General features: G+C 35.7%; 18 protein-coding genes and 1 other annotated feature. Of the genes, 14 read left to right on the forward strand and 4 right to left on the reverse strand.

The genetic code is table 11. The features are described 5' to 3' along the window. The first annotated feature begins 62 nt into the window (after positions 1-62). Complete coding sequence (locus MNO09_RS07050) at positions 63-197, forward strand: YuzL family protein (protein WP_000039594.1); 135 nt, start codon at positions 63-65, stop codon at positions 195-197. 44 nt (positions 198-241) lie between these two features. On the opposite strand, the gene MNO09_RS07055 is transcribed toward MNO09_RS07050, so the two are convergent. The 3 genes from MNO09_RS07055 to rnhC form a co-directional block, all read right to left on the reverse strand. Next, positions 242-493, reverse strand: a complete 252-nt coding sequence (locus MNO09_RS07055; protein WP_048562156.1) for a hypothetical protein — start codon at positions 491-493, stop codon at positions 242-244. A 13-nt stretch (positions 494-506) separates the two neighbouring features. Next, entirely contained in the window at positions 507-776 is a 270-nt protein-coding gene (locus MNO09_RS07060; protein ID WP_000925541.1) for a hypothetical protein, read from the reverse strand. A gap of 115 nt (positions 777-891) precedes the next feature. Continuing rightward, positions 892-1,827 (reverse strand): ribonuclease HIII, encoded by a 936-nt coding sequence (gene rnhC / locus MNO09_RS07065; protein WP_000071613.1) that lies wholly within the window; start codon positions 1,825-1,827, stop codon positions 892-894. A gap of 124 nt (positions 1,828-1,951) precedes the next feature. On the opposite strand from rnhC, the gene zapA reads away from it, so the two are divergent. The 12 genes from zapA (at position 1,952) to srtB (ending at position 17,716) form a co-directional block, all read left to right on the forward strand. After that, the gene (gene zapA / locus MNO09_RS07070; protein WP_000082701.1) at positions 1,952-2,221 is read left to right on the forward strand and encodes a cell division protein ZapA; all 270 of its coding nucleotides are present in this window, start codon (positions 1,952-1,954) and stop codon (positions 2,219-2,221) included. Position 2,222: 1 nt separating this feature from the next. Next, positions 2,223-2,762: a CvpA family protein gene (locus MNO09_RS07075; RefSeq protein WP_000565411.1), complete on the forward strand. Its 540-nt coding sequence runs from the start codon at positions 2,223-2,225 to the stop codon at positions 2,760-2,762. A gap of 55 nt (positions 2,763-2,817) precedes the next feature. Further along, positions 2,818-4,536 carry a DNA polymerase/3'-5' exonuclease PolX gene (polX, locus tag MNO09_RS07080; protein ID WP_000867526.1) on the forward strand — a complete coding sequence of 573 codons (1,719 nt, stop codon included), beginning with the start codon at positions 2,818-2,820 and terminating at the stop codon, positions 4,534-4,536. 19 nt (positions 4,537-4,555) lie between these two features. Beyond that, the gene (locus tag MNO09_RS07085) at positions 4,556-6,916 is read left to right on the forward strand and encodes an endonuclease MutS2 (protein WP_000893722.1); all 2,361 of its coding nucleotides are present in this window, start codon (positions 4,556-4,558) and stop codon (positions 6,914-6,916) included. Positions 6,917-7,110: 194 nt separating this feature from the next. After that, a complete protein-coding gene (locus MNO09_RS07090) occupies positions 7,111-7,800 on the forward strand; it encodes a 23S rRNA pseudouridine(2604) synthase RluF (protein WP_000700742.1) in 690 nt (229 codons plus the stop codon). A gap of 108 nt (positions 7,801-7,908) precedes the next feature. Then, positions 7,909-8,159, forward strand: a binding site (T-box leader). A gap of 115 nt (positions 8,160-8,274) precedes the next feature. Then, a complete protein-coding gene (gene brnQ6 / locus MNO09_RS07095; RefSeq protein ID WP_000842661.1) occupies positions 8,275-9,600 on the forward strand; it encodes a branched-chain amino acid transport system II carrier protein BrnQ6 in 1,326 nt (441 codons plus the stop codon). A gap of 499 nt (positions 9,601-10,099) precedes the next feature. Then, entirely contained in the window at positions 10,100-10,807 is a 708-nt protein-coding gene (isdC, locus tag MNO09_RS07100; protein WP_001226909.1) for a heme uptake protein IsdC, read from the forward strand. A 49-nt stretch (positions 10,808-10,856) separates the two neighbouring features. After that, positions 10,857-14,198, forward strand: a complete 3,342-nt coding sequence (gene isdX2, locus MNO09_RS07105) for an NEAT domain-containing hemophore IsdX2 (protein WP_241950195.1) — start codon at positions 10,857-10,859, stop codon at positions 14,196-14,198. Positions 14,199-14,267: 69 nt separating this feature from the next. After that, on the forward strand, positions 14,268-15,149 hold the full coding sequence (isdE, locus tag MNO09_RS07110; RefSeq protein WP_002096287.1) for a heme ABC transporter substrate-binding protein IsdE: 882 nt from the start codon (positions 14,268-14,270) through the stop codon (positions 15,147-15,149). 27 nt (positions 15,150-15,176) lie between these two features. Beyond that, the gene (locus MNO09_RS07115; RefSeq protein ID WP_001036828.1) at positions 15,177-16,160 is read left to right on the forward strand and encodes a FecCD family ABC transporter permease; all 984 of its coding nucleotides are present in this window, start codon (positions 15,177-15,179) and stop codon (positions 16,158-16,160) included. After that, positions 16,150-16,920, forward strand: a complete 771-nt coding sequence (locus tag MNO09_RS07120) for an ABC transporter ATP-binding protein (protein WP_000403736.1) — start codon at positions 16,150-16,152, stop codon at positions 16,918-16,920. The genes MNO09_RS07115 and MNO09_RS07120 overlap by 11 nt, the downstream gene beginning before the upstream one ends. A gap of 31 nt (positions 16,921-16,951) precedes the next feature. After that, entirely contained in the window at positions 16,952-17,716 is a 765-nt protein-coding gene (srtB, locus tag MNO09_RS07125) for a class B sortase (RefSeq protein WP_000095588.1), read from the forward strand. Positions 17,717-17,781: 65 nt separating this feature from the next. On the opposite strand, the gene isdG is transcribed toward srtB, so the two are convergent. Further along, positions 17,782-18,105 carry a heme oxygenase gene (isdG, locus tag MNO09_RS07130; RefSeq protein WP_000587823.1) on the reverse strand — a complete coding sequence of 108 codons (324 nt, stop codon included), beginning with the start codon at positions 18,103-18,105 and terminating at the stop codon, positions 17,782-17,784. Between the two features lie 295 nt (positions 18,106-18,400). Here isdG and MNO09_RS07135 point away from each other — a divergent pair, with 295 nt between their 5' ends. Next, positions 18,401-19,600 carry a class I SAM-dependent rRNA methyltransferase gene (locus MNO09_RS07135; RefSeq protein WP_001255863.1) on the forward strand — a complete coding sequence of 400 codons (1,200 nt, stop codon included), beginning with the start codon at positions 18,401-18,403 and terminating at the stop codon, positions 19,598-19,600. Positions 19,601-19,636 lie beyond the last annotated feature (36 nt).

Below are 19,636 nucleotides of genomic sequence, written 5' to 3' on the forward strand. Positions count from 1 at the left end.
GCTTTTTTGTTTGCATAGTTTATTACCTCGTAGCAAAAAGTAACGCGAAGGGGTGAATATAAATGAGTAAAAAAGTAAAAAAAGATCATTCAAGATCAAGCCTAGGTTCTCCAGAAGTAGAAGGACAAGGAACGACGACACATGAAACAGGTTCTCATAAAGTATCTTCATCAAATAAGAAGCAGAAAAGAAGCTAACATAAAAAAGGAGAGTCTTGGCGGCTCTCCTTTTTTTATATGTATTACACCTTATTATCATTAATCTCTTTTGTAATTTTATCTACATCTTTGTCTAATCGATCTAAATAGAAAAACCACAGTAAGCTCATGAGCACGTAATAGATGGCCATCACACCAAGATTATCAGATATATTTTCGAATGTGGATTTAGAAGTGAAAAAAGCTCCCCAAATGGTAGAAATAGTCAGGTAAGAAAGTGGGCCTACGAGGTGTACGAAAACATATAATAACTTTTTAACTTTTAAAGCGTTCATATGAATTCCCTCCTTATGTAAACAATCTTTTTCTTCTAATCATACATTCAAGTTCCTCACAGAAGTGTTGTAGTTTTGCTGGATTATGTATTAACAAGCGGGCATCGTGTTTCCCGATAAATCTTCGAATCCGAAAGTTTAATAAGAAAGATCGGCCATAGCGCTCTATTAAATCGTTGAATTCTCGTTGTTCACTTAGTAGCTGAATGTTTTCTCTAATTTCAAACTGTCTTTCGTGTGGATCGCCTAGTAAAATATTTAGAATCATTTGTAGAAGTAGCAATGGGAATCTCCTCCTGTGTTAGAATAATCTGTATATTTTAATTGTAACAAAATTATAAGGATAATAGTAGGGAAACAAAAAAACAGGAGTTTGTAGCCTCCTGTTTTTGTCGATACTATTTTAATAAGCGAAAGGCCTTCTCCTTATTAGCGAAATGCATTTTCACAAACTCAGGTAATCGTTCTTTACCAAGCTTTTGAATTAATTTAGCAGCGGCGATATCGACTTGTTTACCAGCACCTTTTGGAAGTGACATACCAGCTTTTTTGCTTAATTCGTCAAACTGTTTTACGAATGAGTAGCGAGCTAAAATAGAAGCAGCGGCTACTGCTAAATGGACGCTTTCGCCTTTCGTCGCGAAGTAAACATTTTCACGCTGTACCTGCTTTTGCTTTGCTAAATATTTATAGTATGTATCTGGTTGTGTGAATTGATCGATTAAGACGCCTTCAGGCTTTGTAGGTGCAATTTTAGCTAATAAGTTTGTAATAGCTTTATTATGTAGTAAAGCTTTTAACTTACCTTGGTTGTTTCCTTTATCAAATAGCTCGTTATATTTTTCATTATGAAGGACAAGAGAGCTGTAAGGAACAACGTGTAGAAGTTGTTTTGCAATGGCAGTAATTTGATCGTCATTTAAGTTTTTAGAGTCTTTTACACCAAGTTCTTTTAACAGTGGGATTTGCTTCGCATCCACATATACAGCAACTACTGTCATCGGTCCGAAGAAATCACCAGTACCAACTTCATCTGACCCTACGATAGACATTGTACCGATGGAAGCAGGGGGTGCATAACGGTGTGAATCGACAGATTTTTTTACAGCTGTTTTCGGTGTTTGAGAGACAGTTTGCCAACGAGAAGCTTCTGCTTCAGCACGGCCTCCTTGGAACATTACTTTTCCAGATTTATAAGCTGTAATCGTGCAAGATGGCACCTTTGCCATGAAGATCCCGCCTTGTGGGATTTTTGGGCTAAGCGCTTGTTTATATTGTTGTTTCATGTCTTCAATTACTGTAGAACTTGTTTGTATTACGATAGAATTTGACAAGATGGTCGCTCCTTTTTTTATATTGTTATTTTTATCATATCGGATTGTTCTTTCTGTTTCCATAATATGATGGTTCATGGTATGATAAACTTTAGGATTCTGTACGTGATTGGAGGCCGGTGAGTTGTCACAACAAAAGGGAAAGAAAAGTCGAATTAATGTAGAAATCTATGGTCAACAATATTCAGTTGTTGGCGATGAAAGTACAAGTCATATCCGCATGGTAGCAGCGATTGTGGATGATAAAATGCGCGAACTCAATGCCAAGAATCCTTCGCTTGACACGAGTAGACTAGCGGTATTGACGGCAGTAAACGTCATACACGATTACATAAAATTAAAAGAAGAACATGAGAAATTGAAAGAAAGTATGACAAAAAAAGGAATGGAATAACATGATTGATATTATTATCATTTTACTGCTTGTTATGGGATTTTTCCTCGGCTTACGCAGAGGGTTTATTCTGCAACTTGTAAAGTTAACAAGCTTTATTATCGCATACCTTGTTGCATACTGGTACTGTAAAGATTTAGCGCCAGCACTTGCGAAATTTATTCCGTATCCATTTGATAAAAACGTATCTGTTCCAGAATGGATTGATGCAAATAATATTGAAACAGTATTTTATCAAGCACTAGCGTTTATCATATTGTTTATTATTACAAAAATTGCACTTTCATTACTTGGTAATTTGTTAAATATGTTTGCAGAAATACCGGTTTTAAAGCAAGTCAATGCGTTTGCGGGGGCAATTCTCGGATTTTTAGAAGTATATATTATTTTGTTTGTTTTAATTATCGTTGGAAACATTCTTCCAATTGAACAAATACAAACACCATTACAAAAATCATCAATTAGCAAAATAATTGTAGACGATACACCGATTCTTTCTGAAAAGGTGAAGGAACTATGGCAGACAGGTAGCAGAGTATAACTTCTCTTTTTTCGGAAAGAGGAGTTTTTTTCTATGAAAGAAAGGCGGGGTAATGATGAAAGTAAATAAAAAACAAGTTATTAAATTACTAGAGACAATTGGGCTTTTTATGGAACTAAAGGGCGCGAATCCATTTAAAATATCTGCATTTCGTAAGGCGGCGGCAGCGTTAGAAAGTGACGATCGCAGTCTTTCTGAAATTGAAGATTTTACGAAGATTCCGGGCATTGGAAAAGGAACAGCGGCAGTTATTCAAGAATATATAGAATCGGGAACATCTGAAGTATTACAAGAGCTTGAGAAAGAAGTGCCAAGTAGCTTATTACCGTTATTAAAATTGCCAGGACTTGGTGGTAAAAAGGTGGCTAAGTTATATAAAGAACTTGGTGTTGTTGATATGGAATCGCTAAAAGCGGTTTGTGAGGAAAATAAAGTACAAGCTTTAGCAGGTTTCGGTAAGAAGACAGAAGAGAAAATATTAGAAGCAATCGATCAAGTAGGATCTCGTCCAGAGCGTTTACCAATCGCAATGGTATTGCCTATTGCCGGGGAAATAGAGGAGAAATTGTCGAATATTGCTGAAGTAATTCGTTTCTCTCGTGCTGGTAGTTTGCGCCGTGTTCGTGAAACAGTGAAAGATTTAGACTTTATCATTGCAACGTCAGAACCAGCTGCAGTACGTGAGCATTTACTGCAATTTGATAATATGATTGAAGTAATCGCAAGTGGAGATACGAAAGTTTCTGTTCGTCTTCAATATGAATATGATATTTCAATCGATTTCCGCTTAGTAAAACCTGAAGAATTTATTACAACTCTTCATCATTTCACAGGATCAAAAGACCATAACGTAAAAATGCGCCAAATCGCGAAAGATAGAGGCGAGAAAATTAGTGAGTACGGTGTAGAAAACTTAGAAACAGGTGAAGTGAGAACATTTGAAACAGAAGAGGAGTTCTTCGCTCATTTCGGTCTTCCATTTATCCCACCAGAAGTGCGTGAAGATGGAAAAGAAATTGAATTAATTAAAGAGTATCCAAACTTAATTCAGTTCTCTGACATACAAGGTGATTTACATATGCATACAACATGGAGTGACGGTGCTTTTTCCATTGAAGAGATGGTACAAGCGTGTCGTGCTCGTGGATATAAGTTTATGGCGATTACAGATCACTCACAATACTTGAAAGTAGCGAACGGTTTAACGAAAGAGCGCCTTCGTGAACAAGCGAAAGAAATTGAACGTATGAACGAAAAGTATCCAGACATTACAATTTTACGCGGAATTGAAATGGATATTTTACCGGATGCAACACTTGATTTTGACGATGAAGTATTAGCAGAATTAGATTATGTCATTGGAGCGATTCACTCTAGCTTCTCACAAGACCGTGAAACGATTATGAAACGTCTTCGTGCTGCGCTAGAGAATAAGCATGTCACAATGATTGCTCATCCGACAGGACGTCTTCTTGGACGCCGCGAGGGCTATGATGTGGATACAGATTTATTAATCGAGCTCGCAAAAGAAACAAATACAGTTTTAGAATTAAATGCGAATCCAAACCGTCTAGATTTAAGCGCGAAATTATTAAAACAAGCACAAGATGCTGGTGTGAAAGTAGCGATTAATACGGATGCTCATACGCTTGAAATGTTAGAAGATATGGAAACAGGTGTAGCAGCAGCACGTAAAGGTTGGATTCAAAAAGATAACGTGATTAACACGTGGGATATTGAACGTTTATTAGATTATATTAAACGTAATAAGTAACACAAGGGGGACCTGCAACATGTTAGAAAGAACGTTGCGTGTATTAGAATACAATAAAGTAAAAGAACAATTACTTGAACATACAGCCTCTTCACTTGGCCGTGACAAAGTGAAGCATTTAGTGCCAAGCACTGATTTTGAAGAAATTGTAGAAATGCAAGATACAACGGATGAAGCAGCGAAAGTCATTCGCTTAAAAGGTAGTGCACCATTAGGTGGTATTACGGATATTCGCTCAAATGTGAAGCGTGCAAAGATTGGAAGTATGTTAAGTCCGAACGAACTACTTGATATTGCAAATACAATGTACGGTAGTCGTAATATGAAACGTTTCATCGAAGATATGGTTGATAATGGTGTGGAGCTTCCAATTTTAGAAACTCATGTCGCTCAAATTGTATCTTTATATGATTTAGAAAAGAAAATTACAAATTGTATTGGTGATGGCGGTGAAGTAGTCGATAGCGCAAGTGATAAACTGCGTGGTATTCGTACTCAAATTCGTACTGCGGAAAGTCGTATTCGTGAAAAGTTAGAAAACATGACGCGTTCTTCCAACGCGCAAAAGATGTTGTCTGACGCGATTGTAACGATTCGTAACGAACGTTACGTAATCCCAGTAAAACAAGAATACCGCGGTGTATATGGCGGTATTGTCCATGATCAATCAGCTTCTGGGCAAACGTTATTTATTGAACCACAAGTCATTGTAGAGTTAAATAACGCGCTTCAAGAAGCACGAGTGAAAGAAAAACAAGAAATCGAACGCATCTTATTGATGTTAACAGAAGAAGTGGCAGTAGAAGCGGATATCGTTTTATCTAACGTAGAAGTAGTTGCGAATCTTGACTTCATCTTTGCGAAAGCTTTTTATGCGAAGCGAATTAAAGCAACGAAGCCAATTGTAAATAACGAGCGCTATATGGATTTAAGACAAGCACGTCATCCGCTTATTGATCCAGAAATTATCGTGCCAAATAACATTATGTTAGGTAAAGATTTCACGACAATTGTTATCACAGGACCGAATACAGGTGGTAAAACAGTTACGCTGAAAACAGTTGGTATTTGTGTATTAATGGCGCAATCTGGCCTTCACATTCCAGTAATGGATGAGTCAGAGATTTGTGTATTTAAAAATATCTTTGCCGATATCGGTGATGAGCAATCGATTGAACAAAGTTTAAGTACGTTCTCCTCACATATGGTGAACATTGTTGATATTTTAGAAAAAGCTGATTTTGAAAGCTTAGTTCTATTCGATGAATTAGGTGCTGGAACAGACCCGCAAGAAGGGGCTGCATTAGCAATTTCAATTTTAGATGAAGTATGTAATCGTGGTGCTCGCGTTGTTGCTACGACGCATTACCCAGAATTAAAAGCATACGGATATAACCGTGAGAAAGTTATTAATGCGAGCGTTGAGTTCGACGTGAATACATTAAGCCCAACGTATAAATTATTAATCGGTGTACCAGGACGTAGTAATGCCTTTGAAATTTCGAAGCGCCTTGGATTATCTGATCGCGTGATTGATCAAGCTCGTAACCACATTAGTACAGATACAAACAAAATTGAAAATATGATTGCGAAGTTAGAAGAAAGTCAAAAGAATGCAGAGCGTGACTGGAACGAAGCAGAAGCACTTCGCAAGCAATCTGAAAAACTGCATCGCGAATTACAGCGTCAAATTATTGAATTTAATGATGAGCGCGATGAAAAATTATTAAAAGCGCAAAAAGAAGGGGAAGAAAAAGTCGAAGCTGCAAAGAAAGAAGCAGAAGGCATTATTCGAGAACTTCGTCAATTGCGTAAAGCACAGCTTATAAACGTGAAAGACCATGAGCTTATTGAAGCAAAGAGCCGTCTAGAAGGTACGGCGCCAGAGCTTGTGAAGAAACAAAAAGTAAACGTGAAAAACACAGCGCCAAAACAACAATTACGCGCAGGTGATGAAGTAAAAGTGTTAACGTTTGGTCAAAAAGGTCAATTACTTGAAAAGGTAAGTGATACAGAGTGGAGCGTACAAATTGGTATTCTGAAGATGAAAGTGAAAGAATCCAATATGGAATACATTAATACACCGAAGCAAACTGAGAAAAAAGCGGTCGCAAGTGTGAAGGGTAGAGATTATCACGTTTCGTTAGAGCTTGATCTTCGCGGTGAACGTTATGAAGATGCAATGATGCGCGTTGAAAAATATTTAGATGATGCACAGCTTGCAAGCTATCCGCGCGTATCAATTATTCACGGTAAAGGAACAGGAGCGCTTCGACAAGGTGTACAAGATTACTTGAAGAAGCATCGCGGTGTGAAAAACTACCGCTACGGTGACATGGGCGAGGGAGGCCTAGGCGTAACAGTTGTCGAATTAAAATAGCAAACAACGAAACAAAGGGGAACCATTATATGTTTATGGACAAACTTGCAAAAGTATTGTTAGCTTGTTGCGGAATATTTTTGGTGATTGGGGTTATTTATTTAGTTGTTTTTGCGAAGTAAACGAGCGTCAATCGTGGCAGAGTGATATTGCCATAGATTGACGCTTTTAATATATAGGAAAAGGAATAAGCTATGAAAATCAACCAATACATAAGCGAAGCAAAATCTTGCTCAAGACGCGAAACAGACCGTCTCATTAAAGCCGGACGCGTGGCTATTAACGGCGAAATATGTACGCACGGTGCACTCGTGAGCGATGGTGATGTGGTAACGATTGATGGACAGGTTATTGCAAAAGAAGAGAAGGAAAAGGTGTATATTGCCTTTCATAAACCAGTTGGTATTACTTGTACAGCAGCCGAGCATATTGAAGATAATATTATCGATTATATCAATTACCCAGAGCGTATCTTTCCTGTTGGGCGATTAGATAAAGCGTCGGAAGGACTAATCTTATTAACGAATGACGGTGGGATTGCAAATCAAATTTTACACGGTGATCATGAGCACGAGAAAGAATACATCGTTACGGTTGATAAGCCGTTTACAGATTGGTTTATTGATGAGATGTCCAGCGGTGTAAAGATTAAAGATGGAATGACGAAGCCTTGTAAAGTGACGAGAATGGATCAATCTACATTTCGCATTGTTTTAACGCAAGGAATGAACAGACAAATTCGTAGAATGAGCCGTGCTTTCGGGTTTACTGTAACAAAGCTAAAGCGGGTTCGTATTCTGAATATAGAGCTAGACGATCTTGAAGTGGGAAAATGGCGGAGCGTTACATCTGAGGAATTAGACATTTTAATAAATCAGTTATAGGGAGGGAAAATTTTCTCCCTATATTTTTTTGTCAGAAAAAATAAAACTATTGATTTTTTAAAAAATAGCCCATATAATAAAAAACAACAAGTTTCGACAAGATATTTTATAAAAGTAATGATGAGGACATGAGTTGTTTTTGACGATTCTCAGAGAGGGAAGCCTAGGCTGTGAGCTTCCTAATACGGAAAGACAAACTTACCACCTCTAAACTTCAAGAGTGAACTGCATGATGCATTGTAATTCTTGGCGGATAAAACCGTTATCAATTTACACGAGCTATAAAATGAGCTTATTTTGTTATAAATTCATTTTATTAGAATAAGGGTGGAACCACGATTTCAACACTCGTCCCTTTGTTAGGGACGGGTGTTTTTTGCGTTCTTTTACGGGGAAGTATGCTTGAAAGAGGATATGTGACGGTATTTAATTCAGAATATTTTGTTAATATAAAAAATTAGGAGGTTAGTAGAAATGAAATCATCTTTAAAGTTTTCTGAGATGTTTGCAATAAGTTTAATGTTGTTTGCACTATTTTTCGGTGCAGGTAATATGATTTTCCCGCCGGCGTTAGGGCAAGGTGCTGGAACAGACGTATGGATCGCGTTATTTGGCTTTATCGTAACAGGTGTTGGATTACCTTTATTAGGGGTAATTGTTATAGCTCTAAAGGGAGATATTAATGAGCTAGCGGGACGTGTACACCCTGTATTCGCACTTGTTTTTATCACTGCAATTTATTTATGTTTAGGCGTATTCGTAAGTGTTCCGCGTACAGGAACAGTTGCTTATGAAATGAGTGTTGCACCATTTTTACCAAGTGAGATAGCTGGTCAATCTTATCCACTTGTTATCTTTACATTCATTTTCTTTGCAGTAACTTTCTATTTAGCTTTAAACCCATCGAAATTAGTGGGCCGCATCGGTAAAGTATTAACTCCGATTTTGTTAGCTGTTATAGCAATTATCGTAGGTAAAGCAATTATTACACCAATTGGAGAATTTGGTGCACCGACAGAAGCGTATAATGCTCCGCTCTTTAAAGGTTTTATTGATGGATATTTAACTTTAGATGGACTTGCAGCACTTGTTTTCGGAAATGTTGTTATTAATGCTTTAAAAGCAAAAGGCGTTACAAATAAGAACAGCATTGCAAAAGTAACAATCTTTGCAGGATTTATTGCAGCGCTCGGTTTACTACTTGTTTATTTAGCACTTGCTTATCTGGGAGCTTCTAGTGTGTCTCTTGGAATGGGGGCAAACGGAGGAATTATTTTAACAAACGTTGTAAATCATTTATTTGGTAGTTACGGAACTTTATTATTAGGGATCGCAATTACAGCGGCATGTTTAACAACTTCTGTAGGTATTGTTGCAGCTTGTGGGGAATATTTTTCTTCCTTATTACCAAAGCTTTCTTATCAAAAGGTTGTTTTCATCTTCTGTGTATTAGCATTTATGGTAGCAAACCTTGGGTTAACTCAGTTAAACGCATTAGCATTACCGATTTTAATTGCAATTTACCCAATTGGTATCGTACTGATTGTATTATCACTTGTTGAAAACTATATTCGTCTTCCATTAGCTATGTATGTAGGCGGTATTGTAGGTTCATTTGCAATTAGCTTCTTTGATGGGTTGCATAATGCAAATCTTCAAGTAGTGGCCCTTGCTCCTATCTTAGATAAAATTCCACTATATAGTGTAGGGATTGGTTGGCTAGTTCCGGGTATCATTGGAATTGCAATTGGATATGTAGTTTCTTTATTTCAAAAGCAAGAAGTTGCTGTAGAAAAATAGTGAAAAGAGGCTTTCTATGAAAGAAAGTCTCTTTTTTTGTAGAAAAAATTACATATAGGGAAATTTAGATATTAAAAATTTTATACGTAATATAGTTGACAAAAAAATTAGCATTAGGCTAAGATTGACTTAGTTGTGGAAATATTGGAAGGAAAGTGAGGAGTGAAAGGTATAAGGTTTTCTATAACGATATCATTTTGTAGATAGAGGTGATAGAGTAGGAGAATGGTTAGTTTTATTTTTTTTGACCTTCATTGAGAATGATAATCATCAAAAGAAATAGGGACTTATGTTAAAATGTAAATCGCTCTTTATAAGAAATAGGGAGGGATATTATTTTTAACACGTAGTGAGAATGATAATCAATAATATCTACATTACATAAATAAATTACAATTAAATAATGATAGAGGATTATTATTTTTTTCTTATAAATTGAGAATAATTATCATTTTCAAAAAAGTATGGATGAAAGATAAACAAGGAGGAAGTAAGCCAAATGAGAAAGATTTCTGTATTACCCGCTTTTATTATGACATTCGTATGTATGCTAGCTTTTTTCGTAGTGCCATTTGGACAAGCTTCGGCAAATGTAGCTGACGGTACTTATGATATTAACTATGTCATACAAAAAGCAGAAAATGATTCAGCTTCAATGGCAAATGATTATTTTGAAAAACCAGCTAAGTTAATTGTGAAAAATGGTGAGATGAGAGTACAAATTCCGATGAATCATAGTGCTTGGATTACAGAATTTAAAGCACCAGAGAACGGGAACTTTGTTGATGCAAAAGTTGTTAGTAAAGATGAATCAGCAGATAAAAGAACTGTAGAGTTTAAAATAGACGATTTATCTAAGCCAGCAGCTGCAAAAATTCATGTTGTTGTACCTAACGTAAATTATGACCATAACTACACAATTCGCTTTGCGTTTGATGCAAATGTAAAAGCGGTAGGTGGAGAAAATAAAGCAACTGCTGCAACAAAGAATAATGATCAGACAAAAACAGATACAAAAGTAAAAGAAGAAGTGAAGAAAGAAGAGAATAAAGAAACAAATAAAGAGGCGAACAAAGGAACAAATGAAAGTGGTAAAGCTGAAAAAACAGATAACCCAAAAACAGGCGATGAAGCACGCATCGGATTATTTGCAGTGTTAATTCTTATTTCAGGTGTTTTCTTAATTCGTAAAGTACGTCAAAACTAAATAAAGGAGCGTTATCCCATTGAATAGATATCTTAAAATTGTTGTTGCGATGTGTTTAATGATATTTACATTCGTATCAACATTACAACCTCTTGCAGTTCAAGCAGCAAGCCAACTAGCTGACGGTGAATATTCAATCGGTTTCAAAGTTCTTAAGGATACATCAGATGAAGAATCTATGATGAATCAATACTCTGTAAGTCCAGGAACTTTAAAAGTGAAGGATGGGAAGAAGAAGGTATCCTTTACGTTAGAACATAGTTCATGGATTACGAAGTTTGAAACAGAAAAAAGTGGCCAGTTTGTTGCGACAAATGTAATTAGTGAAGATAAAGAAAAAGATACACGAGTAGTAGAATTTGAAGTGGACGATGTAGAGAAAGTATTAAATGCGAAAGTAAAAGTAGACATAGACTTTTTAAGTTATCATCATGACTATGATGTGCGTATTGCATTTGATCAAAATAGTATTACACCGATTCATGTAGAAAAACCAAATGAAAAAGAGGATCCAGCAAATAAGCCAGATCCAAATGAAAAACCGGATCCAAGTCAGAAGCCCGACCAAAAGCCTGACCCAGATCAACAACCCAATTCTAACACAATTAACGATGGGAATTATAGTATTCCATTTAAAGTGTTAAAAGATCAAACAGATGAAGAATCTAAGATGAATACTTACATGGTAAATCCAGGAGTATTAAAAGTAGAAAACGGTAAGAAAAAGGCAATTGTAACACTAACAAGTAGCTCATTAATTAAAAATTTCCAAACGGAAAAAGATGGCGCATTTGTTGATGCAAAAGTAGTGAGTGAAGATAAAGAAAAAGATACAAGAGTAGTAGAGTTTGAAGTGGACGATTTATCTAAAAAAATAAATACAAAAGTATTTATTGAAGTGGCATCACAAGGTTACAAGCAAACACATAATGTACAACTTTTATTTGAACAAGATAAACTTGAACAAATTAAAAATGAAGAAAAACAACCGGATGGAGATAAAAAGCCGGAAGTAGAAAAACCAGAAGTTGAAACAATTAAAGATGGAGAGTACAGCATTCCATTTAAAGTATTAAAAGATAAGACAGATGAAGAATCTAGAATGAAAGACAAGCTAATAAGTCCAGCAGTATTAAAAGTAGAAAACGGTAAGAAAAAAGCGACTGTAACATTAACAGATAACGCATCAATTAAAAATTTCCAAACAGAAAAAGATGGTTCATTTGTTGATGCGAAAGTAGTAAGTGAAGATAAAGAGAAAAATACAAGAGTAGTAGAATTTGAAGTAGACAGTTTATCTAAAAAGTTGAATACAAAAGTATTTATTGAAGTGGCATCACAAAATTATAAACAAACGCATGAATTACAACTTCAATTTAATCAAGATAAACTTGAGCCAATTAAGAACGAAGAAAAGCAACCAGATGGAGATAAAAAGCCAGAGGTAGAGAAACCAGAAGTAGAGAAGCCGAATGTTGAAACAATGAAAGATGGCGAATACAGCATCAGTTTCAAAGCTTTAAAAGATCAAACAGAAGAAATTTCAATGATGAACACGTATACGAAGAGTCCGGGCGTGTTAAAGGTGAAAGATGGTAAAAAATATGTATCATTCACATTAACGAATAGTGCATGGATTACAAAGTTTGAATTTGAGAAAAATGGTTCGTTCGTTGATGCGAGTGTATTAAGTGAAGATAAAAAAGCTGATACACGCGTAGTGGAAGTAGAAGTAGATGATTTATCTAAAAAGTTAAATGCAAAAGTAAAAGTAGATATCGATTCAATGAATTATCATCATTTCTACGACATTCAATTCGCATTTGATAAAGATAGCGTTAAACCGTTAGACAATCAAGGCGGAAACGATAATCAAGGCGGAAACGATAATCAAGGCGGAAACGATAATCAAGGCGGAAACGATAATCAAGGCGGAAACGATAATCAAGGCGGAAACGATAATCAAGGCGGAAACGATAATCAAGGCGGAAACGATAATCAAGGCGGAAACGATAATCAAGGCGGAAACGATAATCAAGGCGGAAACGATAATCAAGGCGGAAACGATAATCAAGGCGGAAACGACAACCAAGGCGGAAACGATAACCAAGGCGGAAACAATAACCAAGGCGGAAACGACAACCAAGGCGGAAACAACAACCAAGGCAACAACACAACCATTGATCCAAAAGCCCTTAAAGATGGTGAATACAGCATTGGCTTTAAAGTTCTAAAAGATAAAACAGAAGAAATTTCAATGATGAACACATATACAAAGAGTCCAGCTGTACTAAAAGTGAAAGATGGTAAGAAGTATGTATCGTTTACATTAACGAATAGTGCATGGATTACAAAGTTTGAGTTTGAGAAGAATAGTTCTTTTGTTAATGCAAAAGTATTAAGTGAGAATAAAGAGCAAAATACAAAAGTAGTAGAGTTAGAAGTAGATGATTTATCTAAAAAATTAAACGCAAAAGTAAAAGTAGATATTGATGCGATGAATTATCACCATTTCTACGATGTTCAATTTGTATTTGATCAAGATAGTATAAAAGTTTTAGGTAATCAAGGCGGAAACGACAACCAAGGTGGAAACGACAACCAAGGTGGAAACGACAACCAAGGTGGAAACGACAACCAAGGTGGAAACGACAACCAAGGCGGAAACGACAACCAAGGTGGAAACGACAACCAAGGCGGAAACGACAACCAAGGCGGAAATAATCAACCAAAAGTAATAGTTGATCCGAAAAATTTAGTGGATGGTCAATATGATATTCCATTTAAAGTGTTAAAAGATAAAACAAATGAGCTTTCAAAGATGCATGACTATACTGTACACCCAGCAAAATTAATCGTTAAAGATGGTAAAAAGTACATTGAGATGACGTTGAAAAATAGTGCATGGATTACAAAATTCCAAACGGAAAATAACAGTCTTTTTGCTGATGCGAAAGTAGTAAGCGAAGATAAAAATGCAAATACGAGAGTAGTGCAATTTGAAGTAAGTGATTTATTTGCAAAATTAAATGCAAAAGTAAAAGTTGATATCAATGAAATGAACTACCATCATTTCTACGATGTCCAAATTCAATTTGATACAAATAATATTGGTGCGTTAGGCACAATTAAAGAGGATCCAAAAAAAGATCCGAAAAATGATCCGAACAATCCAGTGATTACACCGAAAGTAGATAATGTGAAAAAAGTAGATAATCCTGACTTTAACCGAAATGCAGATGATAAGAAGAAAAAAGAAGATCAAAAAAATGATCCAAAAAAAGAGAAAAACTCAAAAACGGCAGATACAGCACAACTAGGTTTATACATGGTGCTATTGCTTGGGTCACTTGCTTTACTAGTTCGTAAATATAGAGCAGGAAGATTGTAATTTTTGGAGTCTTGATGCATGTTCGCATGCATCAAGACTTGTTTCATATTGTTTGGAAAGGAGTGGTGATTGAGAGTGAAGAAAATTGCTAGTGTACTAATGGCTATCATTCTATTAGTGAGTATAGCTGGATGCTCGGCGCCCAAAAAAGAAGCAGCAAAACAGGTAAAGAGTGAGAGTAAAGAGAGAATTGTTGCAACGACAGTTGCTGTTACTGAAATTATGGATGCGTTAGAAGTAGATTTAGTTGGTGTTCCAACAAGTACGAAAGATTTACCAAAGAGATATAAAGGTTTACCAGAAGTCGGGAATCCGATGAGTCCTGATATGGAAAAGGTAAAATCGTTAAAGCCGTCAGAAGTATTATCCGTGACAACACTTGAATATGAATTAAAGCCAGTTTTTGATGGTGTGGGCATGAAAGCAAACTTTTTAGATTTAACAAGCTTGAAAAATATGCAAAATTCCATTAGCGATTTAGGTAAGCAATATGGACGTGAAAAGCAGGCTGAAGCAGTTGTAACGAAGTTAGATAACAAGGTTGCAGAGATTAAAAAAGTAGTAAAGGGAAAGAAAGAACCGACAGTGCTTATTTTATTAGGTGTACCAGGGAGTTATTTAGTAGCAACAGAGCATTCTTATATTGGAGATTTAGTGAAACAACTAGGTGGTAAAAATATTGTGCAAGGTGAACAAGTAGAGTATTTAGCTTCTAATACAGAGTATTTAAAAAAAGCTGATCCAGATATTATTTTACGAGCAGCTCATGGTATGCCTGATGAAGTTGTGAAAATGTTTGATAAAGAATTTAAAACAAATGATATTTGGAAACATTTCGCTGCAGTTAAAAATAACCGTGTTTACGATTTAGAAGAGCGCTTATTTGGGACGACAGGTAATTTAGCAGCAATGGAAGCGTTAGATGAATTGAAAAAAATGATGTATCCGTGATGCATTTTAATATAAAGGAAGAGTGGAATGAATAAAAAAACTTGGAGTTTCCTCATTGTTACTGCATTGCTTATTGTTATGACATCATTGTCAGCGATGAAAGGGAGTTTAGAAATAGGTATTGTTGAGCTTGTGCAAGGGATATTTACAGGGGGGAATGAAGATGTTGAAGTGATTAAAGATTTACGTTTCCCACGTATTATTATTGCACTATTTACTGGAGCAGCTCTGGCCGTTTCAGGTGTGCTTTTTCAAGCTGTTATGAAAAACCCACTTGCTGATGCTGGGGTAATCGGGATATCTTCTGGGGCAAGTTTTATGACACTTGTTATTATTACGTTATTCCCGCAATTCTTTTTCTGGACACCCGTATTCGCCTTTTTAGGTGGTGCGTTTGCATGTTATCTCGTTTATGCATTTTCATGGAAGTCAGGGTTAAGTCCGCTTCGCATTATTTTAGTTGGTATAGCTATTAATGCAATGTTCACTGGATTAAATGAATCGTTCATTACGATTTGCGGATACTTCATTAAGAGTATTAAGCAAACGACGACTTCTAACATAACGATGAAGACGTGGGGCGATGTAGAAATAATGGTTACATATGGAACAATTGGTCTTATTCTTGCTCTGTTTGTAGGAGCTTGGTGTAACTTATTATCGCTACAAGATAAGACTGCGAAAAACTTAGGTTTGCACGTAACGAGAGTTCGTCTTATTATTTCTGCTATTGCAGTACTTTTAGCAGCAGTATCAACAGCGATTGCAGGAGTTATCGCTTTCGTAGGATTACTCGTTCCGCACATTTCAAGACAACTAGTCGGTTCAGATCATAAAGTATTAATTCCATTTTCTGCTCTTGCAGGAGCGTTATTAATTTTGACGGCGGATACGATTGGAAGGTTAATTGTGCCACCTAACGAAATTCCAGCGGCGACGATTATGGCAGTTATTGGTGGCCCATTCTTAATATTCTTGCTTAGAAAGAGTGATAAAGTTCATGGAAATTAAAAATGTAACCTTTTCGTATGATAATGTAACGGATCGATTAAAGTCGGTTAGTAGTGAAATAGAAATTGGTAAAATTACAACAATTATTGGTCCAAACGGTTGCGGGAAATCGACATTACTTGGCGTGATGTCAAGAAATCACGACCCTCGTAGCGGAGAGATAATACTGGATGGAAAGGCGATTAGTCAATATAAACCGAAAGAGTTTGCTAGAAAGTTAGCCGTTGTCCATCAACAAAATGAAGCACCGGCAGATATGACGGTAGAGAAATTAACAAGTTATGGTCGTATGCCTCATAAAAATATTTTTTCCTCGCAAACTGATGAAGATAGAGAAGCAATCGAAAGGGCTTTAGCATGTACGAATTTACTAAGTAAACGTGATAAAGAGATTCATGCTTTATCTGGTGGAGAAAGACAACGTGTTTGGATTGCTATGACGTTAGCTCAGAAAACACCAATGCTCTTTTTAGATGAACCGACCACCTATTTAGATATTTATTATCAACTTGAAATATTAGAGCTAGTAAAAGAGTTAAATGAAGTACATGGATTGACAATCGTTATGGTATTACATGATATCAATCAGGCGATTCGCTATAGTGATCATATCATCGTTATGAAAGATGGCGAAATTGTTACGAAAGGTAAGCCGAATGATGTTGTGACAGAAAGTATGATAAAGACGATATACGGTGTAGATGTCGTTGTAAAGCAAGATGAAGATACAGGGTTGTATATGGTCCCGATGGGTATTTAAATATGCGAACAATCCGTTTTGAGGTGATAATTTGAGTAGTAAAAAAGAACGGAAGAAGAATTCTTTTTTTCAACGAATACTTACAGTTGTTTTTTTAGGTACCTTTTTCTATTCAGTATATGAATTAGGTGATATTTTTATGGATTACTATGAAAATCGTAAAGTAATGGCCGAAGCACAAAACATTTATGAAAAGAGTCCGATGGAAGAGCAATCAGAAGACGGGGAAGTACGTAAACAGTTCAAAGCTCTGCAGCAAATTAACCAAGAAATAGTTGGATGGATTACGATGGACGATACACAAATTAATTATCCAATCGTTCAGGCGAAAGACAATGATTACTATTTATTTCGTAATTATAAAGGTGAAGATATGAGAGCAGGCAGCATTTTTATGGACTATCGTAATGATGTGAAATCTCAAAATCGAAATACTATTTTATATGGTCACCGTATGAAAGATGGTTCTATGTTTGGAAGTTTAAAGAAAATGTTAGATGAAGAGTTCTTCATGTCGCATCATAAATTATATTACGATACATTATTTGAAGGATATGATCTTGAAGTGTTCTCGGTGTATACAACAACAACTGATTTTTATTACATTGAAACGGATTTTAGCAATGATACGGAATACACATCATTTTTGGAGAAAATTCAAGAAAAGTCGCTGTACAAAACGGATACAAAATTGACAGCAAATGATCAAATCGTAACACTTTCGACGTGTGACTATGCACTTGATCCGGAAGCAGGAAGGTTAGTCGTGCATGCGAAACTAGTAAAGAGACAGTAAAAAAAGTATAGAATATGAGAAGTGGTAACGCTTCTCATATTCTATACTTTAAAAAAGAAATATGTTTACTGTGCTGCAGCCATTGGCATACGTACAACTTCAACATTGTAGTAAGTGATTTTATTATCAAGAATATATTCTGGCATCCCGCCTTGATGTGAGTGAGCATCTTTAAATGCTGAGCTCTTCGTCCAACCTTGGAAATCTTCTTTTGCATTCCAGCGTGTGCTAATTGTTACTTCATCATGATCAACTGTATTTTGCGTTAAAAGAACTTCTAATCCTAAAAAGCCTGGCATCGTTTCGACTTGACCTACTTTATTAAAACGCTCAATTAATTTATGTCCATTTCCCTTTGTAATTTTAGCTGTATTTGTAACAATAATCATGTTTTATTCCTCCTATAAATGTAGCCTTTATTTTCGAGAACTCATATACATTAAATGATAATGAAAATCATTATCATTGTCAATGGTAAATGTGAAATAAATAAGTTTTTTTATTATTTTGAACAGTGGGATTTCCGTTTCAAAATGTAGTAAATATGTGGCGGTTAAGTGAGAGAATGAGCGAGTTGTACTAGCAAAGCAATAATATGGTATAGTGAAACGAGGCTGTTTTTTCAGGCTCGTTTTTTAAATGCTTCCTATAGAGAAAGCATGCAAATGGAAAGGAAGTTATTATATGCGATCAGAAATAACTGTAAAAATAAAACCGAAATTTATAAAAGAAATTAAAAGTGGATATCCGCTTATTTTAAAAGATGCGATTCAAAATTTAAACGATGTTCAGGAAGAAGGAACAATCATTAAAGTAGTAGATGAGAAGAACAATTTTGTCGGAAAAGGTTATTATGGAAAACAAAATAAAGGATACGGCTGGATTTTAACGAGAAAAGAGAGTGAACAAATTAATCAATCTTTCTTTGAAAGTAAAATAAAATCTGCCTTACATAAACGAAAGCAATTTTACAAATCAAGTGATACGACAGCATTCCGTGCCCTAAATGGTGAAGGTGATGGTCTTGGAGGCTTAATTATCGATTATTATGACGGCTATTATGTAGTCAGTTGGTATAGTGAAGGGATTTATACTTTCAGAGATGAGATTATAGCAGCTCTTCAAAAAGTAGCAAACTTTAAAGGTATTTATGAGAAAAAGCGTTTTGATACGAAAGGGAAATACATTGAAGGCGATGATTTCGTAGCAGGAGAGCGCGGCGAGTTCCCGCTTATCGTAAAAGAAAATGGTGTGAACTTTGCTGTTTATTTAAATGACGGAGCGATGGTTGGTGTATTTTTAGATCAGCGTAACGTTCGAAAACAAATTCGTGATAAATATGCAAAGGGGAGAACAGTATTAAATATGTTCTCTTATACAGGTGCTTTCTCTGTATTTGCAGCGCTTGGCGGAGCGAATAAAACGACGAGTGTCGACCTTGCAAATCGTAGTTTAAGTAAAACGATTGAGCAATTTAGTGTAAATGAAGTTGATTATGAAGCGCAAGATATTATTGTAGAAGATGTATTTCTTTACTTCAAATATGCAGCTAAGAAAAAGATGAAATTTGATATGGTTGTACTTGATCCTCCAAGCTTTGCACGCTCAAAAAAATATACATTTAGTGCAGCGAAAGATTATAAAAACTTATTAAAAGAAACAATTGCGATTACAGAAAATAATGGGATTATCGTTGCCTCTACAAATTGTAGCGCATTCGATATGAAAAAGTTTAAAGGCTTTATCGATACAGCATTTAAAGAAATGAATGGTAAATACAAAATATTAGAAGAACATTCTTTACCAGAAGATTTTCGTACCATTGATCAATTTAAAGAGGGAGACTATTTAAAAGTAGTTTTCATCGAGAAAATTAAAGGTTAATAAAGAAAAAGGAGCTCGAGTTTACTTGAGCTCCTT

The organism is Bacillus sp. N5-665, assembly GCF_022637375.2.
Taxonomy (GTDB): Bacteria; Bacillota; Bacilli; order Bacillales; family Bacillaceae_G; genus Bacillus_A; species Bacillus_A wiedmannii.

Coding starts and splice junctions, on each gene's coding strand:
- MNO09_RS07050 (WP_000039594.1), top strand. CDS start 63: ATGAGTAAAAAAGTAAAAAAAGATCATTCAAGATCAAGCCTAGGTTCT.
- MNO09_RS07055 (WP_048562156.1), bottom strand. CDS start 493: ATGAACGCTTTAAAAGTTAAAAAGTTATTATATGTTTTCGTACACCTC.
- MNO09_RS07075 (WP_000565411.1), top strand. CDS start 2,223: ATGATTGATATTATTATCATTTTACTGCTTGTTATGGGATTTTTCCTC.
- polX (WP_000867526.1), top strand. CDS start 2,818: ATGAAAGTAAATAAAAAACAAGTTATTAAATTACTAGAGACAATTGGG.
- MNO09_RS07085 (WP_000893722.1), top strand. CDS start 4,556: ATGTTAGAAAGAACGTTGCGTGTATTAGAATACAATAAAGTAAAAGAA.
- MNO09_RS07090 (WP_000700742.1), top strand. CDS start 7,111: ATGAAAATCAACCAATACATAAGCGAAGCAAAATCTTGCTCAAGACGC.
- brnQ6 (WP_000842661.1), top strand. CDS start 8,275: ATGAAATCATCTTTAAAGTTTTCTGAGATGTTTGCAATAAGTTTAATG.
- isdC (WP_001226909.1), top strand. CDS start 10,100: ATGAGAAAGATTTCTGTATTACCCGCTTTTATTATGACATTCGTATGT.
- isdX2 (WP_241950195.1), top strand. CDS start 10,857: ATGTGTTTAATGATATTTACATTCGTATCAACATTACAACCTCTTGCA.
- MNO09_RS07115 (WP_001036828.1), top strand. CDS start 15,177: ATGAATAAAAAAACTTGGAGTTTCCTCATTGTTACTGCATTGCTTATT.
- MNO09_RS07120 (WP_000403736.1), top strand. CDS start 16,150: ATGGAAATTAAAAATGTAACCTTTTCGTATGATAATGTAACGGATCGA.
- isdG (WP_000587823.1), bottom strand. CDS start 18,105: ATGATTATTGTTACAAATACAGCTAAAATTACAAAGGGAAATGGACAT.
- MNO09_RS07135 (WP_001255863.1), top strand. CDS start 18,401: ATGCGATCAGAAATAACTGTAAAAATAAAACCGAAATTTATAAAAGAA.